Origin of the sequence: Kitasatospora sp. NPDC057500 (assembly GCF_042802195.1) — a bacterium.
GTDB lineage: Bacteria > Actinomycetota > Actinomycetes > Streptomycetales > Streptomycetaceae > Kitasatospora.
In genome coordinates, this window is sequence record NZ_JBHVER010000005.1 from 1 (window position 1) to 18,539 (window position 18,539).

Consider the following 18,539-nt stretch of genomic DNA (forward strand, 5'->3'; position numbering starts at 1 on the left):
GAGGGCCTGCTCCCGGCGGAGGGCGACGGCGGCACGCTGCCGGCGGACGCGCCGATCGCGGTCAAGGAGGCCGTGATGCCGTGGAGCCGCTTCCGCGACGTCCACGGCCGCGGGGTGGACACCGTGCTGGGCCCGGAGATGCGCTCCACCGGCGAGGTCATGGGCCTGGACCGGGTCTTCGGCACCGCCTACGCCAAGTCCCAGACCGGTGCGTACGGCGCGCTGCCGACCAAGGGCAAGGTCTTCGTCTCGGTCGCCAACCGCGACAAGCGCAACCTGGTCTTCCCGGCCCGGGCGCTGGTCGGCCTCGGCTTCGAGCTGCTGGCCACCGCCGGCACCGCCGAGGTGCTGCAGCGCGGCGGCATCCCCGCCACCGTGGTGCGCAAGCACAGCGAGGGCGAGGGCCCGAACGGCGAGAAGACCATCGTCCAGCTGATCCACGACGGCGAGGTCGACCTCATCATCAACACGCCGTACGGCACCGGCGGCCGTCTCGACGGCTACGAGATCCGCACCGCCGCCGTCGCCCGCGCGGTGCCCTGCCTGACCACGGTCCAGGCCATGGGCGCCGCCGTCCAGGGCATCGACCGGCTGCTGCGCGACGAGGTCGGTGTCATGTCGCTCCAGGAGCACGCCGAGCTGATCAACGCCGGCCGCGCCAAGTAGCACCACTCCAGTGGGGGGCACCAGTACCGCCGGGTGCCCCCCACTTCCATGCCCTGGGAGGACTTTGTGTACAAGCTGCTGTTCGACCTCGTCTTCAAGAAGATGGACCCCGAGAAGGCCCACCACCTGGCCTTCTTCTGGATCCGGCTGGCCTCCTCGGTGCCCGGCCTGCGCGGCCTGGTGCGGCTGGTGCTCGCCCCGCGCGACCGGGCGCTGCGCACCGACGCGCTCGGCCTCGCGCTGCCCGGACCGTTCGGCCTGGCGGCCGGCTTCGACAAGAACGGCGTCGGCATCGACGGCCTGTCGATGCTCGGCTTCGACTACGTCGAGATCGGCACCGTGACCGGCGAGGCGCAGCCGGGCAACCCGCAGCCCCGGCTGTTCCGGCTGGTCGAGGACCGCGCCCTGATCAACCGGATGGGCTTCAACAACCAGGGCTCGGCCCGGGTCGCCGCCCGCCTCGCCGCCCGTCCGCACACCAGCTCCACCCCGGTGGTGGGCGTCAACATCGGCAAGACCAAGGTGGTCGAGGAGGCCGACGCGGTCGCCGACTACGTCAAGTCCACCGAGCGCCTGGCCCGTTACGCCGACTACCTGGTGGTCAACGTCAGCTCGCCGAACACCCCCGGGCTGCGCAACCTCCAGGCCGTCGAGCACCTGCGCCCGCTGCTGAGCGCGGTGCGCGAGGCCGCCGACCGGACCACCCCGCACCACGTCCCGCTGCTGGTCAAGATCGCCCCCGACCTGGCCGACGAGGACATCGACGAGGTGGCCGACCTGGCCCTGGAGCTGGGCCTGGACGGCATCATCGCCACCAACACCACGATCGGCCGCGAGGGCCTGCGCAGCGACGCGGCCCGGGTGAAGGAGATCGGCATGGGCGGCCTGTCCGGCGCCCCGCTCAAGGAGCGCGCCCTGGAGGTCCTCCAGCGGCTGCGGGCCCGCACCGAGGGCAGGCTGGTGCTGGTCTCGGTCGGCGGCATCGAGACCGCCGAGGACGCCTGGCAGCGGATCGTGCACGGCGCGGACCTCGTCCAGGGCTACAGCGCCTTCATCTACGAGGGCCCGTTCTGGTGCCGGCGCATCCACACGGGCCTGTCCGCCCGCGTCCGGGCCGGCGGCTTCCGCAACCTGGCCGCGGCCGTCGGCAGCGCCGTGGACGCGCGCAAGACCGCCTGAACCCCCTCCCCACAGCCTTCCGGAAGGACGTCATGACCCTCGCCCCCTTCGGCACCCGCCTGCGCCACGCCCTCGACACCCGCGGCCAGCTCTGCGTCGGCATCGACCCGCACGCCTCGCTGCTCGCCGCCTGGGGTCTGGAGGACACCGTCGCGGGCCTGGAGACCTTCAGCCGCACCGTCGTCGAGGCGCTGGCCGGCCGGGTGGCCGTGCTCAAGCCGCAGGCCGCCTTCTTCGAGCGCTTCGGCTCGCGGGGCGTCGCCGTCCTGGAGAAGTCGGTCGAGGAGGCCCGGGCGGCCGGCGCGCTGGTGCTGATGGACGCCAAGCGCGGCGACATCGGCTCGACCATGGCCGCCTACGCCGAGGCCTTCCTGTCGCCCGGCAGCCCGCTGTTCTCGGACGCCGTCACCGTCAGCCCCTACCTGGGCTTCGGCTCGCTGCGCCCGGCGCTGGACCTCGCCACGGCCAACGGCGCGGGCGTCTTCGCGCTGGCGCTCACCTCCAACCCGGAGGGCGCCGAGGTGCAGCGCGCCGTCGGCGCGGACGGCGAGCCGGTGGCGGCCGCGGTGCTGCGGCAGCTGGCCGCCGAGAACGCCGGCGCCGAGCCGCTGGGCTCGTTCGGCGCGGTGGTCGGCGCGACGCTGGCCGACGCCGGTGTGGACCTGGCGATCAACGGCCCGCTGCTGGCCCCCGGGATCGGCGCCCAGGGCGCGACCATGGCGGACCTGCCGCGGGTCTTCGGCGCCTCGGTGCGCAACGTGGTGCCGAGCGTCAGCCGGGACGTGCTGAAGCACGGCCCCTCGGTGGAGGCGCTGCGCGCGGCCGCGGACCGTTTTGTCCAGGAGTACGCCGAAGCGGTCAAGTAGCGCACGGGACGGTGGGGTTCGCTCCTGGCGAACGCTTCGCAGCGCCGCCATGACGGGCTGCGACCGTCCGCGGGAGCGGGGACTTGACGTGAGCGCCGTCACATCGGTGCCGCCAAAGGTTCGCAATCACGGTCATTTTGCCCGGGAAAGTCCTGGTCGGCCTTGGCTGACCAGGACTTTTCGTGTTCTTTTCCTGACGTGGCGCCGCAATCCGGGTAGTGTCCGGCGATAGGTCACCGAGGAGTTGCGAAACCTGCTGCTCCCGCAGGTCAGGGGCGGCGAGTTCGCTCTCTGACCGGTGCCCTGGGAAGCACAACAGTCATAGTTTCAATCCCTTCCATCCACCCTGAGGTGAACGGCGTGGCTCTTCCGCCCCTTACCCCTGAACAGCGCACCGCCGCGCTCGCCAAGGCCGCCGAGGCTCGCCGGGAGCGCGCCGAGGTCAAGAACCGGCTCAAGCACTCCGGCGCCTCCCTGCACGAGGTGATCAAGGCCGGCAAGGCCGACAACGACGTGATCGGCAAGATGAAGGTCTCCGCCCTGCTGGAGTCCCTCCCGGGTGTCGGCAAGGTCCGCGCCAAGCAGATCATGGAGCGGCTCGGCATCTCCGAGAGCCGCCGTGTCCGTGGTCTCGGCACGAACCAGATCGCCTCCCTGGAGCGGGAGTTCGGCGGCGGTGCCGCCTGACCGTGCCCCCGTGGTCCCGGGATCGTCCGCGATCCGGGATAATCGGTGCATGAGTGAGCGTCCGCGGCTGACCGTGCTCTCCGGCCCCTCGGGGGTCGGCAAGAGCACGGTCGTCGCTCATATGAGGAATCAGTACCCCGAGGTCTGGCTCTCGGTGTCGGCGACGACCCGCCACCCGAGGCCGGGCGAGCAGGACGGGGTCCAGTACCACTTCGTCGACAACGACGAGTTCGACAAGCTGATCGCCAACGGCGAGTTGCTGGAATGGGCCGTCTTCGCGGGAAACCGCTACGGCACCCCCCGCGCGGCGGTCGAGGAGAAGCTGGAGCGCGGCGAACCCGTGCTGCTGGAGATCGATCTGCAGGGCGCCCGCCAGGTGCGCGAGTCCATGCCCGAGGCGCAGCTGGTCTTCCTGGCCCCGCCGAGCTGGGACGAGCTGGTCCGCCGGCTCACCGGTCGGGGCACGGAGCCGCAGGACGTGATCGAGAAGCGGCTGGAGGCCGCGAAGGTCGAACTGGCGGCCGAGCCGGAGTTCGACACGACCCTGGTCAACACCTCCGTCGAGCAGGTGGCGAGCGAACTGCTAGCCTTGCTCGGTGTAGGCTGACCTGTTGTCTTTTCCACCCTTTCGGAAGGTTTTCGCGTGTCCTCTTCCATGACCGCGCCCGAGGGCATCATCAACCCGCCGATCGACGAGCTGCTTGAGGCCACCGACTCCAAGTACAGCCTGGTCATCTACGCGGCCAAGCGTGCGCGCCAGATCAACGCGTACTACTCCCAGCTCGGCGAGGGCCTGCTGGAGTACGTCGGCCCGCTGGTCGACACCCACGTGCACGAGAAGCCGCTGTCGATCGCGCTGCGCGAGATCAACGCCGGCATGCTGACCGCCGAGGCGGTCGAGGCCGCCTGAGGCGGTCCCATCCACGCCCGGAGGGCCCGTCGGAGTTTCCGCTCCGACGGGCCCTCCGGCGTTCCCGCCCCTGCGGGGGGTGCCGCGGTGCGGGTGATCACCGGGGCGCCGTAGGGTTGGCAGGCACCTGAGGACCGCCACTGAGGAGAGCTGGGGAACATGAGCAGCGGCACGGAGCGGACGGACGCACCGCGCGTCGTCCTCGGCGTCAGCGGCGGCATCGCCGCGTACAAGGCGTGCGAGCTGCTGCGGCGGTTCACCGAGTCCGGCCACCGGGTGACCGTGGTGCCCACCGCCGCGGCGCTGCACTTCGTCGGCGAGGCCACCTGGGCGGCGCTCTCCGGCCGCCCGGCCGCCACCGAGACCTGGGAGAACGTGCACGAGGTCCCGCACGTGCGGATCGGGCAGAACGCCGACCTGGTGGTGGTCGCCCCGGCCACCGCCGACCTGATGGCCAAGGCCGCCCACGGGCTCGCCGACGACCTGCTGACCAACACCCTGCTCACCGCGCGCTGCCCGGTCGTGCTGGCGCCCGCGATGCACACCGAGATGTGGGAGCACCCGGCGACCAGGGAGAACGTCGCCACCCTGCGCCGCCGGGGCGTGATCGTGCTGGAGCCCGCCAGCGGGCGGCTGACCGGCAAGGACACCGGCAAGGGCCGGCTGCCCGAGCCGGCCGCGATCTTCGACGCCTGCCGCGCGGTGCTGCGCTACGGCGGGGAGCGGGCCGACCTGGCCGGCCGGCACGTGGTGGTCTCGGCGGGCGGCACCCGCGAGCCGCTGGACCCGGTCCGCTACCTCGGCAACCGCTCCTCCGGGAAGCAGGGCTACGCGCTGGCGGCGACCGCCGCCGCCCGCGGCGCCCGTGTGACGTTGATCTCGGCCAATGCCGCGCTGCCCGACCCGGCCGGGGTGGACGTGGTGCGGGTGGCGACCGCGCTGGAACTGCGGGAGGCCGCGCTGAAGGCGGCCCGGGACGCGGACGCCGTGGTCATGGCCGCGGCGGTGGCCGACTTCCGGCCCGCGGTCTACGCCGAGGGCAAGATCAAGAAGGTCGAGGGCGTCGAGCCGGCGCCGGTCGCGCTGGTCCGCAACCCCGACGTGCTGGCGGAGCTCTCCGCCCACCGCACCCGTTCGGGTCAACTCGTCGTGGGCTTCGCGGCGGAGACCGACGACGTGCTCGCCAACGGCCGCGCCAAGCTCGCCCGCAAGGGCTGCGACCTGCTGGTCGTCAACGAGGTCGGCGACGGCAAGGCCTTCGGCCAGGACGTCAACGAGGCCGTGGTGCTGGGCGCCGACGGCAGCGAGACGCCCGTCCCGGTGGGTCCCAAGGAGGCTCTCGCGGACGTCGTCTGGGACCTCGTCGCGGAACGGCTTGATCCCTCCGTCGGGTGATCTCGCAGAGTGGGCGGGCGGTCTTCAATTGCGGAATCGCGTGACGTTTCCCGATAGCTGACCGTTACACTCCAGGAATCAAGTCTTTCCGGAAGCCCCCGGATCCGTCCGGGGTCTTTCAGTCAGCAGCCGCTGCAACCCCAGGGAGCGCTGTGTCTCGCCGCCTGTTCACCTCGGAGTCCGTGACCGAGGGACACCCCGACAAGATCGCTGACCAGATCAGCGACACCATCCTTGACGCCCTCCTCCGCGAGGACCCGACCTCCCGGGTCGCGGTGGAGACGCTCATCACCACCGGCCAGGTGCATGTGGCCGGCGAGGTGACCACCAAGGCGTACGCCCCGATCGCCCAGCTCGTCCGGGACAAGATCCTGGAGATCGGCTACGACAGCTCCAAGAAGGGCTTCGACGGCGCTTCCTGCGGCGTCTCGGTCTCGATCGGCGCCCAGTCGCCCGACATCGCGCAGGGCGTCGACACCGCGTACGAGGCTCGGGTCGAGGGTGCCACCCAGAGGGACGACACAGACGACCTGGACAAGCAGGGCGCCGGCGACCAGGGCCTGATGTTCGGCTACGCGTCCGACGAGACGCCCGAGCTGATGCCGCTGCCGATCACCCTGGCGCACCGCCTCTCGCGCCGGCTGACCGAGGTCCGCAAGAACGGGACCATCCCGTACCTGCGCCCCGACGGCAAGACCCAGGTCACCATCGAGTACGACGGCGACAAGGCCCTGCGCCTGGACACCGTGGTCGTCTCCACCCAGCACGCCAGCGACATCGACCTGGAGTCGCTGCTCACCCCGGACATCCGCGAGTTCGTCGTGGAGCCGGAGCTGAAGGCGCTGGCCGACCAGGGCATCAAGCTCGTCACCGAGGGCTACCGCCTGCTGGTCAACCCGACCGGCCGCTTCGAGATCGGCGGCCCGATGGGCGACGCCGGCCTCACCGGCCGCAAGATCATCATCGACACCTACGGCGGCATGGCCCGCCACGGCGGCGGCGCCTTCTCCGGCAAGGACCCGTCCAAGGTGGACCGCTCGGCCGCGTACGCGATGCGCTGGGTGGCGAAGAACATCGTCGCCGCCGGCCTCGCCCGCCGCGCCGAGGTGCAGGTCGCGTACGCGATCGGCAAGGCCGAGCCGGTCGGCCTGTTCGTGGAGACCTTCGGCACCGAGACCGTGCCGGTCCTCACCATCCAGAAGGCCGTCAGCGACGTCTTCGACCTGCGTCCGGCCGCGATCATCCGCGACCTGGACCTGCTGCGCCCGATCTACTCGCAGACCGCCGCGTACGGCCACTTCGGCCGTGAGCTGCCGGACTTCACCTGGGAACGGACCGACCGCGTGGAGCAGCTGAAGAAGGCCGTCGAGGCCTGAGCCGCTGAGCTGATCGTTTGACGGCAGGTGGTGGCCGCCCGGCACTCCGGGCGGCCGCCACCTGCTGTTTTGTCGGTGGGACCTGGTACTACTTGGGGCGATGAGCAGCACGCAGGGGAGTGACGAGGGCGGGGCGCCGGAGCAGCTGGCGTTCATCCGGGAGACGGTCCGCCGGGCCAAGCCGCGCACCTGGCGCGGCGCCAAGCGGGCCGAGCACCTGCCGGTCGCCAGGGTGGTCGTCGACAAGGGCGTGCTCACCATCGACAAGTTCTTCGACTACGAGGTGCCCGCCGCGATGGCCGAGGACGCCCGGCCCGGCGTGCGGGTGCGGGTGCGCTTCGGGGCGCGGGTGGTGAAGGGCCAGCGCGAGGGCGGGGAACTGCACGACGGCTTCATCGTCGCCCGGCTGGAGAAGAGCGACTTCCCCGGCCCGCTCGCCCCGCTCGCCCAGGTCCTCTCGCCCGAGCCGGTGCTCACCCCGCAGCTGCTGCGGCTCTGCCGCACCGTCGCCGACCGGTACGCGGGCACCCTGGCCGACGTCCTCCAGCTGGCGGTGCCGCCCCGGCACGCCAAGGCGGAGGCCGAGCCCTCGCCGCCGCCCCGCCCCCGTCCGGCCGCGCCCGAGCCCGGCGGCTGGTCCCGCTACCCGGCCGGGCCGGACTTCCTCGACGCACTGGCCGGCGGCGGCTCGCCCCGGGCGGTCTGGACGGCGCTGCCCGGCCCCGGCTGGCCCTACGAGATCGCCCGCGCCGTCGCCGCCACCCTGGCCGGCGGGCGCGGCGCCCTGGTGGTGCTGCCGGACGGCCGCTCGGTGGCCCGGGTCGACCGGGCGCTGACCGAACTGCTCGGCGAGGGCATGCACGCCGTCCTGGCCGCCGACCTCGGCCCGCGCGAGCGCTACCGGCGCTGGCTCCAGGTGAGCCGGGGCTCGGTGCACGCCGCCGTCGGCACCCGGGCCGCGATGTTCGCGCCGGTGCACGACCTCGGTCTGGTGGTGGTCTGGTCCGACGGCGACTCCAGCCACAGCGACCCGCGCAACCCGCACCCGCACGTACGGGAGGTCGCCCTGCTGCGGGCCGCCGAGGAGGGCGCGGCCGTCCTGCTCGGCGGGCACGCCGTCACCGTGGAGGGCGCGCAGCTGGTGCGCACCGGCTGGGCCCGGCCGCTGGCCGCCGACCGGGAGACCGTCCGGCGCACCGCGCCCAGGGTGCGCACCGTCACCGACCAGGACCAGCACCGGGACGCCGCGGCGCAGGCCGCCCGGCTGCCCTCGGTCGCCTGGGAGGCGGCCCGCGAGGGCCTGGCGGCCGGCGGGCCGGTGCTCATCCAGGTGCCCCGGCGCGGCTACGTGCCCCGGCTGGCCTGCGGGCGCTGTCGGACACCCGCCCGCTGCCGGCGCTGCGAGGGCCCGCTGGAGGCGGCCGGGGCGGACGCGCCGCTGCGCTGCCAGTGGTGCGGCGAGGAGGAGCGGGACTGGCACTGCCCGGAGTGCGGCTCGTTCCGGCTGCGGGCGCAGGTGGTGGGCGCCCGGCGGACGGCCGAGGAGCTGGGCAAGGCGTTCCCGCGCGTCCCGGTGCGCACCTCGGGGCGGGACGCGGTGCTGGCCACCGTCCCGGACGAGCCGGCGCTGGTGATCTCCACACCCGGCGCCGAGCCGGTGGTCGAGGGCGGCGGCGGGTACGCGGCGGCGCTGCTGCTGGACGGCTGGGCGCTGCTGAGCCGGCCCGACCTGCGGGCCGGGGAGGAGACGCTGCGGCTCTGGCTGGCCGCCGCCGCCCTGGTGCGGCCGTCGGCGGAGGGCGGGACGGTGGTGGTGGTCGCCGAGCCGACGGCGCGGCCGGTGCAGGCGCTGGTGCGCTGGGACCCGCTCGGGCACGCCGGGCTGGAGCTGGACGAGCGCTCCCAGCTGCACTTCCCGCCGGTCGCCCGGATGGCGTCGGTGAGCGGCAGCCCCGCGGCGGTGGCGGACCTGCTGAACCTGGTGCGGCTGCCGGAGGAGGCGGACGTGCTCGGGCCGGTGCCGGTGGCGGCGCTGCGGGGGGAGGAGCAGGAGCGCGCGCTGCTGCGGGTGCCGCCCGGGCAGGGCGCGGCGCTGGCGGCGGCGCTGAAGGCGGCGCAGATCGCGCGGATCGCGCTGCGGACGCCGGAGACGGTGAAGGTGCGGATCGATCCGACGGACATCGGGTGAGGCCGGTCGGGTGAGGGGCCGCGGCGGGTCCGGTGCCGCGGCCCTCAGCCGGTGTGCGGGGTGCGTCAGCCGCGCAGCGGGATGCCGGGGCGGTCCAGTGCGGGGCGGTCCAGTGCGGGGCGGTCCAGCACGGGGCGGTCCAGCGCGGGACGGTCGAGGCTGCTGCGGTCGAGGCCGCCCTGGCGGGCCGCCGGGACCGTGGTGGCCAGCCCGGTCGGGGCGGGGGAGCGGTCGCGCTCCGGGGCGTGGGCGGCCGGGACGTGCGCGACCGCCGGGGCGTGGCCGGTCAGTTCCTCGGAGCGGTCCGGACGGCTCGGGTTCGGCAGCGCGCCGCCCGCCGCCAGCAGCTCGCTGGTCGGCCGGCGCATCCCGTACCGGCGGTGCACCGCCTGCTTGGTGACCCCGAGGGCCGAGCCCACCGAGTCCCAGGAGAAGCCCAGCGCACGGTCGAACTCGACCGCCGCCGCCACCAGCGTCTCCACGCTCTCCCGCAGCTCCTGCGCCAGGCGCACCGTCGGCGCCGGGGCCCGCCCGTACACCACGAAGCCCGCCGAGGTGCTGGGGCGGCGCGGACGGTAGACGTTGCCCAACTGGGCGGTGAGCGTCCGCAGGGCGTCGACCTGTCGCCTCACCCGCTCGATGTCCCGCACCAGCAGGTGCAGGCTCGCCCGCGCCCGGGCGTCGTGGTTGATCTGCTCGGCCATGGCCTACGTGCCACCTTCCGTACGGTTCGGCTCGGCCGGAGCGCCCTTCCCGCGCGCTCCGGCCACGGTCAATCACGGTCAATCCCACTTGACCAACGCCGGACCGCCCACCGGGGTCACGCAGGCGGGGCGAGCGGGATCTGCCGGGACCCGGTTCGGGCGGATTGCATAGACTGGCCGACGGCCGCGTGCACGCTGCTCGGCCCGCCCCGCGCCAGCAGCCAGACCCCCGCACCCCGGACCCGACGGACAGGAGCCCGCATCCGTGGCGATCCAGCCGATCCGCATCTTCGGAGACCCCGTACTGCGCGCCACCGCCCGGCCCGTCACCACCTTCGACAAGGAGCTCCGCACCCTCGTCAAGGACCTCACCGACACCATGCTCGACGCCCCCGGGGCCGGCCTGGCCGCGCCCCAACTCGGCATCTCCCTGCGGGTGTTCACCTACCACGTGGACGGCGTCACCGGGCACCTGATCAACCCCGACCTGTCGCTCAGCGAGGAGGAGCAGGAGGGCCCCGAGGGCTGCCTCTCGCTGCCCGGCCTGCGCTACGACACCCGGCGCGCGCACGGCGTCGTCGCCCGGGGCTTCAACATGTACGGCGACCCGGTGACCATCGAGGGCACCCGACTGCTCGCCCGCTGCATCCAGCACGAGACCGACCACCTCGACGGCATCATCTTCATCGACCGCCTCGACACCGAGCAGCGGAAGGCCGCGCTCAAGGCGATCCGCGAGGCGGACTGGGGCTCGGGCCCCGCGCCGGTGGTCAAGGTCTCCCCGCACAGCACCTTCGGCGCGGCGCGCTGACGCCCACTGCTTCGAACCAAGCCAACTCCGTACTGCAGAAAGGCACTTGATGCGCCTCGTGTTCGCCGGCACCCCCGAGGTCGCCGTTCCCGCCCTGGACGCCCTGCTCGCCTCCGACCGGCACGAGGTCGTCGCGGTGGTCACCCGCCCCGACGCCCCCTCCGGCCGCGGCCGCAAGCTCGTCGCCAGCCCCGTCGCCCAGCGCGCCGAGGAGGCCGGGATCGAGGTCCTCAAGCCGGCGAAGCCCAGCGACCCCGACTTCGTCGCCCGGCTCACCGAGCTCGCCCCCGACTGCTGCCCGGTGGTCGCCTACGGCGCCCTGCTGCGGCCCGGCACCCTGGAGATCCCCGAGCACGGCTGGGTCAACCTGCACTTCTCGCTGCTCCCCGCCTGGCGCGGCGCCGCCCCCGTCCAGCACGCGGTGCTGGCCGGCGACGAGGTCACCGGTGCGTCCACCTTCCTGATCGAGCAGGGCCTCGACTCCGGTCCGGTCTACGGCGTGATCACCGAGGAGGTCCGCCCCGCCGACACCAGCGGCGACCTGCTGGAGCGGCTCTCGCACTCCGGAGCCCGGCTGCTCGCCGCCACCATGGACGGCATCGCCGACGGCAGCCTGCACGCCGTCCCGCAGCCCGCCGAGGGCGTCACCCTCGCCCCCAAGATCACCGTCGAGGACGCCCGGATCGACTGGACCGCGCCCGCGCTGCGGGTCGACCGGGTGGTGCGCGGCTGCGCCCCCGCCCCCGGCGCGTGGACGGAGTTCCGCGGCGAGCGGCTCAAGGTCACCGGCCCGGTGCGGCTGCTGCCCGGCTCCGCGGACCTCGCCCCGGGCGAGCTTGCCGTCGGCAAGAACAGCGTGCGGGTCGGCACCGGCAGCCACGAGGTCGAGCTGGGCGAGGTGCGGCCGCAGGGCAAGAAGGCCATGCGGGCGGCGGACTGGGCGCGCGGCGCCCGCATCGAGTCCGGCGAGCGGCTCGGCGGGCAGGCCGGGGAGCGGGCCGGGGAGAGCGGCTGAGTCCGGTTTTCCGCGTTACTGTTCGAGAGATCCAGAAATAACCCCCGCAGCACTTTGAGGCACATCCCATGAGCACGCCCGGCAGTACCCACCGCACCTCCGGCACCTCCGGAACCCCCGGCGCGTCCGGAGGAAAGCGCGCCCCGCGCCCGCACCGGCGCCCGAAGAAGGACCCGGCGCGAATCGTCGCGTTCCGCGCCCTGCGGGCCGTCGACGAGCGCGACGCGTACGCCAACCTGATCCTCCCCTCGCTGCTCCGCGAGGCCGAGCAGAAGGGCATGGACCGGCGCGACGCGGCCCTCGCCACCGAGCTGGTCTACGGCACCCTGCGGCTCCAGGGCACCTACGACGCGGTCATCGCCGCCTGCATCGACCGCCCGCTCAGCAAGGTCGACCCGCCGGTGCTCGACGTGCTCTCGCTCGGCGCCCACCAGCTGCTCACCACCCGTATCCCCAGCCACGCCGCCGTCTCGGCGACCGTCGAGCTGGCCCGGGTGGTGCTCGGCGACGGCAAGGCCAAGTTCGTCAACGCCGTGCTGCGCCGGATCAGCGCCCACGACCTGGACACCTGGATCGAGCGGGTCGCCCCGCCGTACGACCAGGACGCCGAGGACCACCTCGCCGTCGTGCACTCCCACCCGCGCTGGGTGGTCGCCGCCCTGTGGGACTCGCTCGGCCGCTGGCAGCCGGACGCCGCCGGGCGCACCGCCGTCGAGGAACTGCTGCGCGCCGACAACGAGCGCCCCGAGGTCACCCTGGTCGCCCGCCCCGGCCGGGCCACCGTCGGCGAGCTGGCCGACGCGCTGCCCGAGGCCGAGCCGGGCCGCTGGTCCCCGTTCGCGCTGCGGCTCGCCGAGGGCGGCGACCCGGGCTCGGTCGCGGCGGTGCAGGAGAACCGGGCCGGCGTCCAGGACGAGGGCAGCCAGCTGGTCGCGCTCGCCCTCGCCGCCGCGCCGCTGGACGGCCCCGACCGGCTCTGGCTGGACGGCTGCGCCGGCCCCGGCGGCAAGGCCGCGCTGCTCGGCGCGCTCGCCGCCGAGCGCGGCGCGGCGCTGGTCGCCAGCGAGAAGCAGCCGCACCGGGCCCGGCTGGTCGCCCGGGCACTGGACGGCAACCCCGGCCCGTACACGGTGATCGCAGCCGACGGCACCCGCCCCGCCTGGCGCTCCGGCGGCTTCGACCGCGTCCTCGTCGACGTCCCGTGCTCCGGCCTCGGCGCCCTGCGCCGCCGCCCGGAGGCCCGCTGGCGCCGCCGCCCGCAGGACGTCGCCGCCTTCGGCCCGCTCCAGCGCGACCTGCTGCGCTCGGCCATCGAGGCCACCCGCATCGGCGGCGTGGTCGGCTACGCCACCTGCTCCCCGCACCTCGCGGAGACCCGTGCGGTGGTCGACGACGTCCTGCGCGCCGAGGGCAGCCGAGTCGAGTGGATCGACGCCCGCCCACTGCTCCCCGACGTCCCCGCCCTCGGCACCGGCCCGGACATCCAGCTCTGGCCCCACCTGCACGGCACGGACGCGATGTACCTGGCCCTCCTGCGCCGCACGGCGTAGCGGGGTCGGGTGGGTCGGGCGGCGTCGCTCGGCCGGTTCGGTTCGGTGTGGGGGGCCTTGGTGCGGGCCGGGTTGTTCAGGTGTGGTGGCGTCTGCGCGGTACGGATGTGATGGGTCTGGCCCTCGGGCGCCGTATGGCGTAGCGGGGTCGGGTGGCGTCGCTTGGCCGGTTCGGTTCGGTGTGGGGGGCTTTGGTGCGGGCCGGGTTGTTCAGCTGTGGTGGCGTCTGCGCGGAACGGGCGCGGTGTAGCCGGCGTTTCTGAGCGGCGGGGTGTGGCGGCGGGGCGCTGCCCGCCGTGCCCGCGCGCTGTGCGGCGTTGGTCGGCCTTGTGCCTTGTGGCCGGCTGGGGTGGCGGTGTGGCATCGGGTTCCGGGCCGGTGGTTGTTGCCACTTCCGCCCCGCGGGGCGCGCGCTGGTCCGGGCCTGCGGCCGGCCGGGGGAGGGGGCCGGGGCCTTCCGTCGAATTGCGGCCTGGCGGTGCGTCCGCGGCCGCGCCCGCAGCCGCACCTCGTGAGCCGGGGGTCCGGACTGGGGCGCGTCGTGAGAGCGGCTGAGGAGGCGATTCGGCGCACCTCCGCCGCTACCCTGGGTGCGACCGCGATGCAGGGGGCAACGGTGGGGCGAAGGGTGCGACGGGCAGCGGGGACGCTGACCTTCACGGATCTGCTCCGGCATCCGGGGCGTCTCATCGAGCAGCTCACAGGAGGCGCCCGGCATCGCGCCGAGGCGGACGTCATGGCGTTCGAGGCGGGAGAGGCCCGCGAGGTCTCCGCGTTCGTCCGTGACGGCCGGCGCTTCCGGCAGGGGTCCTTGATTCTCGATCCCGCCGCGGCGTCGCCAGTGGTGTGGCGGCCGTTTCGCGTGCTTGGCGGATCCGGTGAGGACGTTGCCCTGATCGCCCCGTTCCACGTTCACGGGGCGGGGCCGGTCACCGGCCCGGGAAGTCAGGCGGTCGACGAGCGACTGTTCCCGCCTGGTGTCCCTGCAAGCCGCTGATCGCCACTGGGAACTCCCTCCCCGCTGCGGACGTCGATCTGGTCCGTGCTGCACTGCGCGGGGACGGCACCGGAGGGTAGCCGGGGAACCGCTGCTCACGGCACCGCCCGACGAAGCGCCGTCACAGCCGTTCGTCGATGGCCGTGACCAGCACGGTCGCCACCCGATGGCGGTGCCGCCTCCCCCTCGCCGCCCCTCCGGGCGGGCGGCGAGGGGCGGGGGCGGTCAGTGGGCGGTGAGGGCGGGGCGGGGGACTGGGCGGGCGGGGAGGGTGCGGGTGGGGTCGGTGTGGGAGGTGACGGCGCCGCGGACCATGTCGCGCAGCCAGCGGTGGCCGGCGTCCTGGTCGTTGCGCGGGTGCCAGGCCATGCTCAGGACCACGTCGGGCAGGTCCAGCGGGAGGGGGAAGGTGGTCAGGCCGAGGGCCTCGGCCGCCGGGTTGCCGAGGCGGGCCGGGGCGAGGCCGACGAGGTCGGTGTCGCGGAGCAGGAAGAGCGCCGCCGGGTAGCTCGGTACGCTGGCGACGACCCGCCGGGAGAGCCCGAGTTGGGCGAGCCGTTGGTCGACCTGGCCGGGGCCGCGGCCGTGCCGGGAGACCGTGAGGTGGTCGGCGGCGGCGAACTCCTCGGCGGTCGGGGGCCTGCCGTCGCTGAGCGGGTGGCCGGTGCGGGCGATGCCGACGAGGCGGGTGGTGGTGAGGGGTTCGGTGCGGGTCTCGGGGTCGAGGTGGTCGGTGACGCCGACCTCCAGGTCGATCAGGCCGTCGCGCATCGCGCTGGTGCCCTCCAGGTCGTCCCCGAGGAAGCGCAGGGTCACGCTCGGGGCCTGGGTGCGGACCGCCGCCAGCAGGGTCGCGCCGATCGTGGTCAGCAGGATGTCACCGGTCTGCAGGGTGAAGCGCCGGTTGAGCTCGGCGGGTTCGGCCGCATTGGGCGGTATCAGCAGTGCCTGGCCCCGGCTGACCAGCGAGCGGACCTCGGAGCGCAGTTCCACCGCGCGTGGCGTCGGCACCAGCCCGCGGCCGGCCCGTACCAGGAGTGGATCACCCAGTACCCGGCGTAGCCGTCCGAGCGTGCGGCTCATCGCCGGGGCCGAGGTGTGCAGCCGTTCGGCGGCACCGGTCACGCTGCCCTCCTCCAGCAGGGCGTCCAGGGCGACGAGCAGGTTGAGATCGAGGTCCGGCATGGGGTTCTCCGCGGTGGTCGGTCGGCTGGGTGGGGGTGTGGGGGGATGACCGGAAATGGAAAGTGTGCTGACCTTGGTTTCGCGGGAGCGCATGGCGACTCGGCATCTGGCGTCGATCGCCACAACTCCCCTTGGGAGTAAAGGATCTGACGTGATGATTGACAATGACATGTCGGTGGAGACCTGCCAAGGAGGCCGTGTGCCTACCTTCGCGGCGGCCGACGGCGTACGCCGGCCGGGGGTCGGTGGTCTGGACCGGAGGGCTCGCGCCGGAGTGCGCCCGCTCCAGGACGGCGCACCTCCCGGCGTCCGGGCGGGAGGGGGGTGGTGACCGCCTCGTACACGGAGCGCCGGCCGGTGCTCGCGCCGGGGCGGCAGGTGGCCTGCCTCTGGACCCGGCACAACGCCCAGGAGTCGTACGACCAGCTCGTCGTACCGGACGGGTGTGTGGACCTGGTCTGGTCGGACGCCGGGCTGGAGGTCGTCGGCCCGGACCGCGCGCCCCGCAGCGTCCCGGTGCGCGGCGGGGCGGAGCTGGCCGGAGTGCGGTTCCGGCCCGGCGCGGCGGGGCTGTTGCTGGGCGCCGTGCCGGTGCGGGAGCTCTGCGACCGCCAGGTGCCGCTGGCCGAACTGGTCGGCGCGCCGACGGCGGAGCGGCTCGGGGAGCGGTTGGCGAGGGCGCGCGGGTCGGGTGGGGCGGCGGCGGAGCTGGACGCGTTCGCGGCCGCACTCGTGCCCGGGTGGGAGCCGGACCGGGTGGTCGAACGGGCGGTGGCCGCCCTGGGGCGCGTGCGAGGGGCGCGCGTGCCGGATCTTGCGGCAGAACTGGGGCTCTCGGAACGGCAGTTGCGCCGTCGGCTGGTCGATGCGGTCGGCTACGGGCCGAAGACCCTGCACGCCGTGCTGCGCTTCCAGCGGGCGCTGGCCTGCGCGCGGCCGGGCCGGAGCGGGCTGGCGGAGGTGGCGCTGCGGGCCGGGTACGCCGACCAGGCGCACCTCACCAGGGAGGTGCGCCGGTGGGCGGGGGTGCCGCCGACGGTGCTGTTGGGCCTACGGGGATCGGATCAGCCGGACACTAGGCGGACGCCCGGTCGTAGGCGCGGAGCGTGATCAGCGCCTGGAGGGTGACGCCGGGGCGGGCCTCGGACTCGGTGGTCGCCGACCAGAGCACCCAGTGGATCCGCCAGCCGCCGTCCGGCTGCTGGGTGGCGGCGAGGTGGTCGAGGCCGCGTGTCAGCTCCTGCTCGGTGAACCACTCGCGGGCCAGGCTGTCGGGTGTGCGGGCGTAGTCGTGCGGCAGGTGGTGCTCGCCCGGCGCGTAGCCCGGCGCGATCCGCGCCTCCTCGGGCCGCTCCGGGTCGAGCAGGACGATCCGCTGCTCGCGGACGAGTCGGCCCAGGCGGGCCGCCGCGTCGCGGGCCCAGGCGGAGTCCGGTGCGGCGTCGAGGAAGCGCAGCGCGGCGCCCGCCTCGTAGGGGTGGGTCTCGCCGAGGTTCTCGACGGCGGTGCGGCAGAACGCGGTGGCAGCGGTGAGCCACGGGTGCTCGATGCCCTGGCGCAGCAGCGGGGCGACGATCTGCCCGGTGGACAGCAGTTCGCCGACCGGCTTCGCACCTTCCTCGGGCACCGGCATGAACGGCGGCCGCGGGTAGGGCCGCAGGGTCGGCAGGGCGACGGGGACGCCGCCGTCGGGTGCGGCGACCTCGGCCAGCCAGTCGCAGACCAGCCCGGCGCGGGCCTGGTCCAGGGCGCCGGCCTCCTCCAGGGCGAGCAGCGCGGTCGGGACGGTGATGGGCTGGGAGGCCGGGCCCCGGACGTCGGGTTCGAGGCCGTAGGCGAAGCCCCCGTCGGGGGAGAGGTGGGCGTCGAGGGCGGCGAGGACGCCCTCGGGGTCGGGCTCGGCGCCGAACAGGTGGGCGAAGCGGCGTTGCTCGATGACGCGTCCGGAGGTCCAGAGGAAGCGGGCGGCGGCGTCGAGCCTGGTGGCCGTGAGGCGTGCGGTGCGGGTCATGACTCGACCGTAGGGGGCTCGGGGGCGGTGGTCTTGAACGATTCGGACGCGGAGGACGCGGTGCCGGACGCGGTGTGGGAAGGGCTGTCGGACGTGCTGCCGGACGCGGCCGCTCGGGCCCAATGGGCCTGCAGCGGGCGGTAGTCGGTCACGGTGACGCCGTGCTCGGCGAGCAGTTCGCGGGTGCGCGGGGAGAGGAGGAATGCGTGGTCCGAGCGGCGCACCCGCCAGCCGCCGTCGCCCGGACGGGTGGCGGGTGTGGCGAGGCTCGGGTGGACGGCCCACTCGGTCAGGCCCGGGGGGAGTGCGGCGAGCAGGCGGGCGTAGTGGGCGGGCTTGTCGTCGAGCGGGACCGAGAAGCTGTCCAGGAAGGGGTGGTCGACCACCGGCAGCCCGCGGGCGCGAAGGCGTTCCAGGGCGGGGGCGAGCCAGATCCGCACGGCCAGGCCGTACTCGGCGCCGAGCGCGAGCGCGAGGTCGAGGAGGTCGGGGCGGCCGGCGTCGGCCAGGCAGTGGAAGTCGAGGTGGGTCGGGTGCAGCCCCGGGCCGGTGGCGGCCTCGATCTGGGCCCTGAACTCCCTTTCCACCTCGGGCACTCGGGCCCGCGCGAGCAGTCGGGTCCGGCCCTCGGGGGTGGCGGGGAGGAGCCGGCCCGCGGGGTCGAGGAGTGAGGGGACGGCGGCGGCCGGGGCGACCGGGCCCCAGCGGCGGCCGGGCTCGTCGGTGTCGCAGACCAGGGTGAGGTGGATCCCGAACGGCAGCCCGGGGCGCTCGCGCAGCAGGCGCAGCGCGTGTGCGGAGCCCGGGCAGCCGGTCATGAGGCTGCAGGAGGCGGCGACACCGTGTTCGACCGCCTCGACGACGGCGAGGTTGACGTCCTCGTCGAGGCCGAAGTCGTCGCAGTTGAGGAGCAGCAGTCGGGTGCCAGGCGGGTGGCCGAGCAGTTCGGTGGCGAGGGGGGTCGGCTGGGTCACCTCCGCAGTCTGCCGGGGCGGACCG

At 74.4% G+C, this 18,539-nt stretch carries 17 protein-coding genes and 1 pseudogene; 14 read left to right on the top strand and 4 right to left on the bottom strand.

Annotation, left to right across the window (positions count from 1 at the left end):
• The 9 genes and pseudogenes from carB to ACFU74_RS02025 form a co-directional block, all read left to right on the top strand.
• Window positions 1–666, top strand: a pseudogene (carB, locus tag ACFU74_RS01985) (carbamoyl phosphate synthase large subunit); the annotation flags it as partial.
• A 66-nt stretch (window positions 667–732) separates the two neighbouring features.
• The gene (locus ACFU74_RS01990; protein ID WP_380750262.1) at window positions 733–1,845 is read left to right on the top strand and encodes a quinone-dependent dihydroorotate dehydrogenase; all 1,113 of its coding nucleotides are present in this window, start codon (window positions 733–735) and stop codon (window positions 1,843–1,845) included.
• A 32-nt stretch (window positions 1,846–1,877) separates the two neighbouring features.
• Entirely contained in the window at window positions 1,878–2,711 is an 834-nt protein-coding gene (pyrF, locus tag ACFU74_RS01995) for an orotidine-5'-phosphate decarboxylase (protein ID WP_380750265.1), read from the top strand.
• 360 nt (window positions 2,712–3,071) lie between these two features.
• Window positions 3,072–3,398 carry an integration host factor, actinobacterial type gene (gene mihF, locus ACFU74_RS02000; RefSeq protein ID WP_030056187.1) on the top strand — a complete coding sequence of 109 codons (327 nt, stop codon included), beginning with the start codon at window positions 3,072–3,074 and terminating at the stop codon, window positions 3,396–3,398.
• Between the two features lie 49 nt (window positions 3,399–3,447).
• Window positions 3,448–4,005 (top strand): guanylate kinase, encoded by a 558-nt coding sequence (gene gmk / locus ACFU74_RS02005; RefSeq protein ID WP_380750268.1) that lies wholly within the window; start codon window positions 3,448–3,450, stop codon window positions 4,003–4,005.
• A gap of 36 nt (window positions 4,006–4,041) precedes the next feature.
• Entirely contained in the window at window positions 4,042–4,308 is a 267-nt protein-coding gene (gene rpoZ / locus ACFU74_RS02010; protein ID WP_030056185.1) for a DNA-directed RNA polymerase subunit omega, read from the top strand.
• A gap of 159 nt (window positions 4,309–4,467) precedes the next feature.
• The gene (gene coaBC / locus ACFU74_RS02015; protein ID WP_380750271.1) at window positions 4,468–5,703 is read left to right on the top strand and encodes a bifunctional phosphopantothenoylcysteine decarboxylase/phosphopantothenate--cysteine ligase CoaBC; all 1,236 of its coding nucleotides are present in this window, start codon (window positions 4,468–4,470) and stop codon (window positions 5,701–5,703) included.
• Between the two features lie 152 nt (window positions 5,704–5,855).
• On the top strand, window positions 5,856–7,079 hold the full coding sequence (gene metK / locus ACFU74_RS02020) for a methionine adenosyltransferase (RefSeq protein WP_380750274.1): 1,224 nt from the start codon (window positions 5,856–5,858) through the stop codon (window positions 7,077–7,079).
• Window positions 7,080–7,179: 100 nt separating this feature from the next.
• Window positions 7,180–9,267: a primosomal protein N' gene (locus ACFU74_RS02025; RefSeq protein WP_380750277.1), complete on the top strand. Its 2,088-nt coding sequence runs from the start codon at window positions 7,180–7,182 to the stop codon at window positions 9,265–9,267.
• A gap of 65 nt (window positions 9,268–9,332) precedes the next feature.
• Here the strand turns inward: ACFU74_RS02025 and ACFU74_RS02030 are convergent, their stop codons facing one another.
• On the bottom strand, window positions 9,333–9,971 hold the full coding sequence (locus ACFU74_RS02030; RefSeq protein WP_380750280.1) for a hypothetical protein: 639 nt from the start codon (window positions 9,969–9,971) through the stop codon (window positions 9,333–9,335).
• A 265-nt stretch (window positions 9,972–10,236) separates the two neighbouring features.
• Between ACFU74_RS02030 and def the strand changes: the two genes are divergently transcribed.
• The 4 genes from def to ACFU74_RS02050 all read left to right on the top strand — a co-directional run bounded on the left by def (window position 10,237) and on the right by ACFU74_RS02050 (window position 14,344).
• Window positions 10,237–10,782 (top strand): peptide deformylase, encoded by a 546-nt coding sequence (gene def, locus ACFU74_RS02035; protein WP_380750283.1) that lies wholly within the window; start codon window positions 10,237–10,239, stop codon window positions 10,780–10,782.
• A gap of 49 nt (window positions 10,783–10,831) precedes the next feature.
• Window positions 10,832–11,797: a methionyl-tRNA formyltransferase gene (gene fmt, locus ACFU74_RS02040; RefSeq protein ID WP_380750286.1), complete on the top strand. Its 966-nt coding sequence runs from the start codon at window positions 10,832–10,834 to the stop codon at window positions 11,795–11,797.
• Window positions 11,798–11,865: 68 nt separating this feature from the next.
• On the top strand, window positions 11,866–13,347 hold the full coding sequence (locus tag ACFU74_RS02045; RefSeq protein WP_380750289.1) for an RsmB/NOP family class I SAM-dependent RNA methyltransferase: 1,482 nt from the start codon (window positions 11,866–11,868) through the stop codon (window positions 13,345–13,347).
• Window positions 13,348–14,083: 736 nt separating this feature from the next.
• Window positions 14,084–14,344, top strand: a complete 261-nt coding sequence (locus tag ACFU74_RS02050; protein ID WP_380750292.1) for a hypothetical protein — start codon at window positions 14,084–14,086, stop codon at window positions 14,342–14,344.
• 225 nt (window positions 14,345–14,569) lie between these two features.
• Here the strand turns inward: ACFU74_RS02050 and ACFU74_RS02055 are convergent, their stop codons facing one another.
• A complete protein-coding gene (locus ACFU74_RS02055; RefSeq protein WP_380750295.1) occupies window positions 14,570–15,529 on the bottom strand; it encodes a LysR family transcriptional regulator in 960 nt (319 codons plus the stop codon).
• A gap of 327 nt (window positions 15,530–15,856) precedes the next feature.
• Between ACFU74_RS02055 and ACFU74_RS02060 the strand changes: the two genes are divergently transcribed.
• Window positions 15,857–16,639 (top strand): helix-turn-helix domain-containing protein, encoded by a 783-nt coding sequence (locus ACFU74_RS02060; RefSeq protein WP_380750298.1) that lies wholly within the window; start codon window positions 15,857–15,859, stop codon window positions 16,637–16,639.
• Here ACFU74_RS02060 and ACFU74_RS02065 read toward each other — a convergent pair.
• Entirely contained in the window at window positions 16,605–17,540 is a 936-nt protein-coding gene (locus tag ACFU74_RS02065) for a hypothetical protein (RefSeq protein WP_380750301.1), read from the bottom strand. The two genes, ACFU74_RS02060 and ACFU74_RS02065, sit on opposite strands and share 35 nt — an antisense overlap.
• Window positions 17,537–18,514 (bottom strand): ChbG/HpnK family deacetylase, encoded by a 978-nt coding sequence (locus tag ACFU74_RS02070; RefSeq protein WP_380750304.1) that lies wholly within the window; start codon window positions 18,512–18,514, stop codon window positions 17,537–17,539. The genes ACFU74_RS02065 and ACFU74_RS02070 overlap by 4 nt, the downstream gene beginning before the upstream one ends.
• Window positions 18,515–18,539 lie beyond the last annotated feature (25 nt).

Coding starts and splice junctions, on each gene's coding strand:
- pyrF (WP_380750265.1), top strand. CDS start 1,878: ATGACCCTCGCCCCCTTCGGCACCCGCCTGCGCCACGCCCTCGACACC.
- gmk (WP_380750268.1), top strand. CDS start 3,448: ATGAGTGAGCGTCCGCGGCTGACCGTGCTCTCCGGCCCCTCGGGGGTC.
- coaBC (WP_380750271.1), top strand. CDS start 4,468: ATGAGCAGCGGCACGGAGCGGACGGACGCACCGCGCGTCGTCCTCGGC.
- ACFU74_RS02025 (WP_380750277.1), top strand. CDS start 7,180: ATGAGCAGCACGCAGGGGAGTGACGAGGGCGGGGCGCCGGAGCAGCTG.
- ACFU74_RS02030 (WP_380750280.1), bottom strand. CDS start 9,971: ATGGCCGAGCAGATCAACCACGACGCCCGGGCGCGGGCGAGCCTGCAC.
- fmt (WP_380750286.1), top strand. CDS start 10,832: ATGCGCCTCGTGTTCGCCGGCACCCCCGAGGTCGCCGTTCCCGCCCTG.
- ACFU74_RS02045 (WP_380750289.1), top strand. CDS start 11,866: ATGAGCACGCCCGGCAGTACCCACCGCACCTCCGGCACCTCCGGAACC.
- ACFU74_RS02050 (WP_380750292.1), top strand. CDS start 14,084: ATGGCGTTCGAGGCGGGAGAGGCCCGCGAGGTCTCCGCGTTCGTCCGT.
- ACFU74_RS02055 (WP_380750295.1), bottom strand. CDS start 15,529: ATGCCGGACCTCGATCTCAACCTGCTCGTCGCCCTGGACGCCCTGCTG.
- ACFU74_RS02065 (WP_380750301.1), bottom strand. CDS start 17,540: ATGACCCGCACCGCACGCCTCACGGCCACCAGGCTCGACGCCGCCGCC.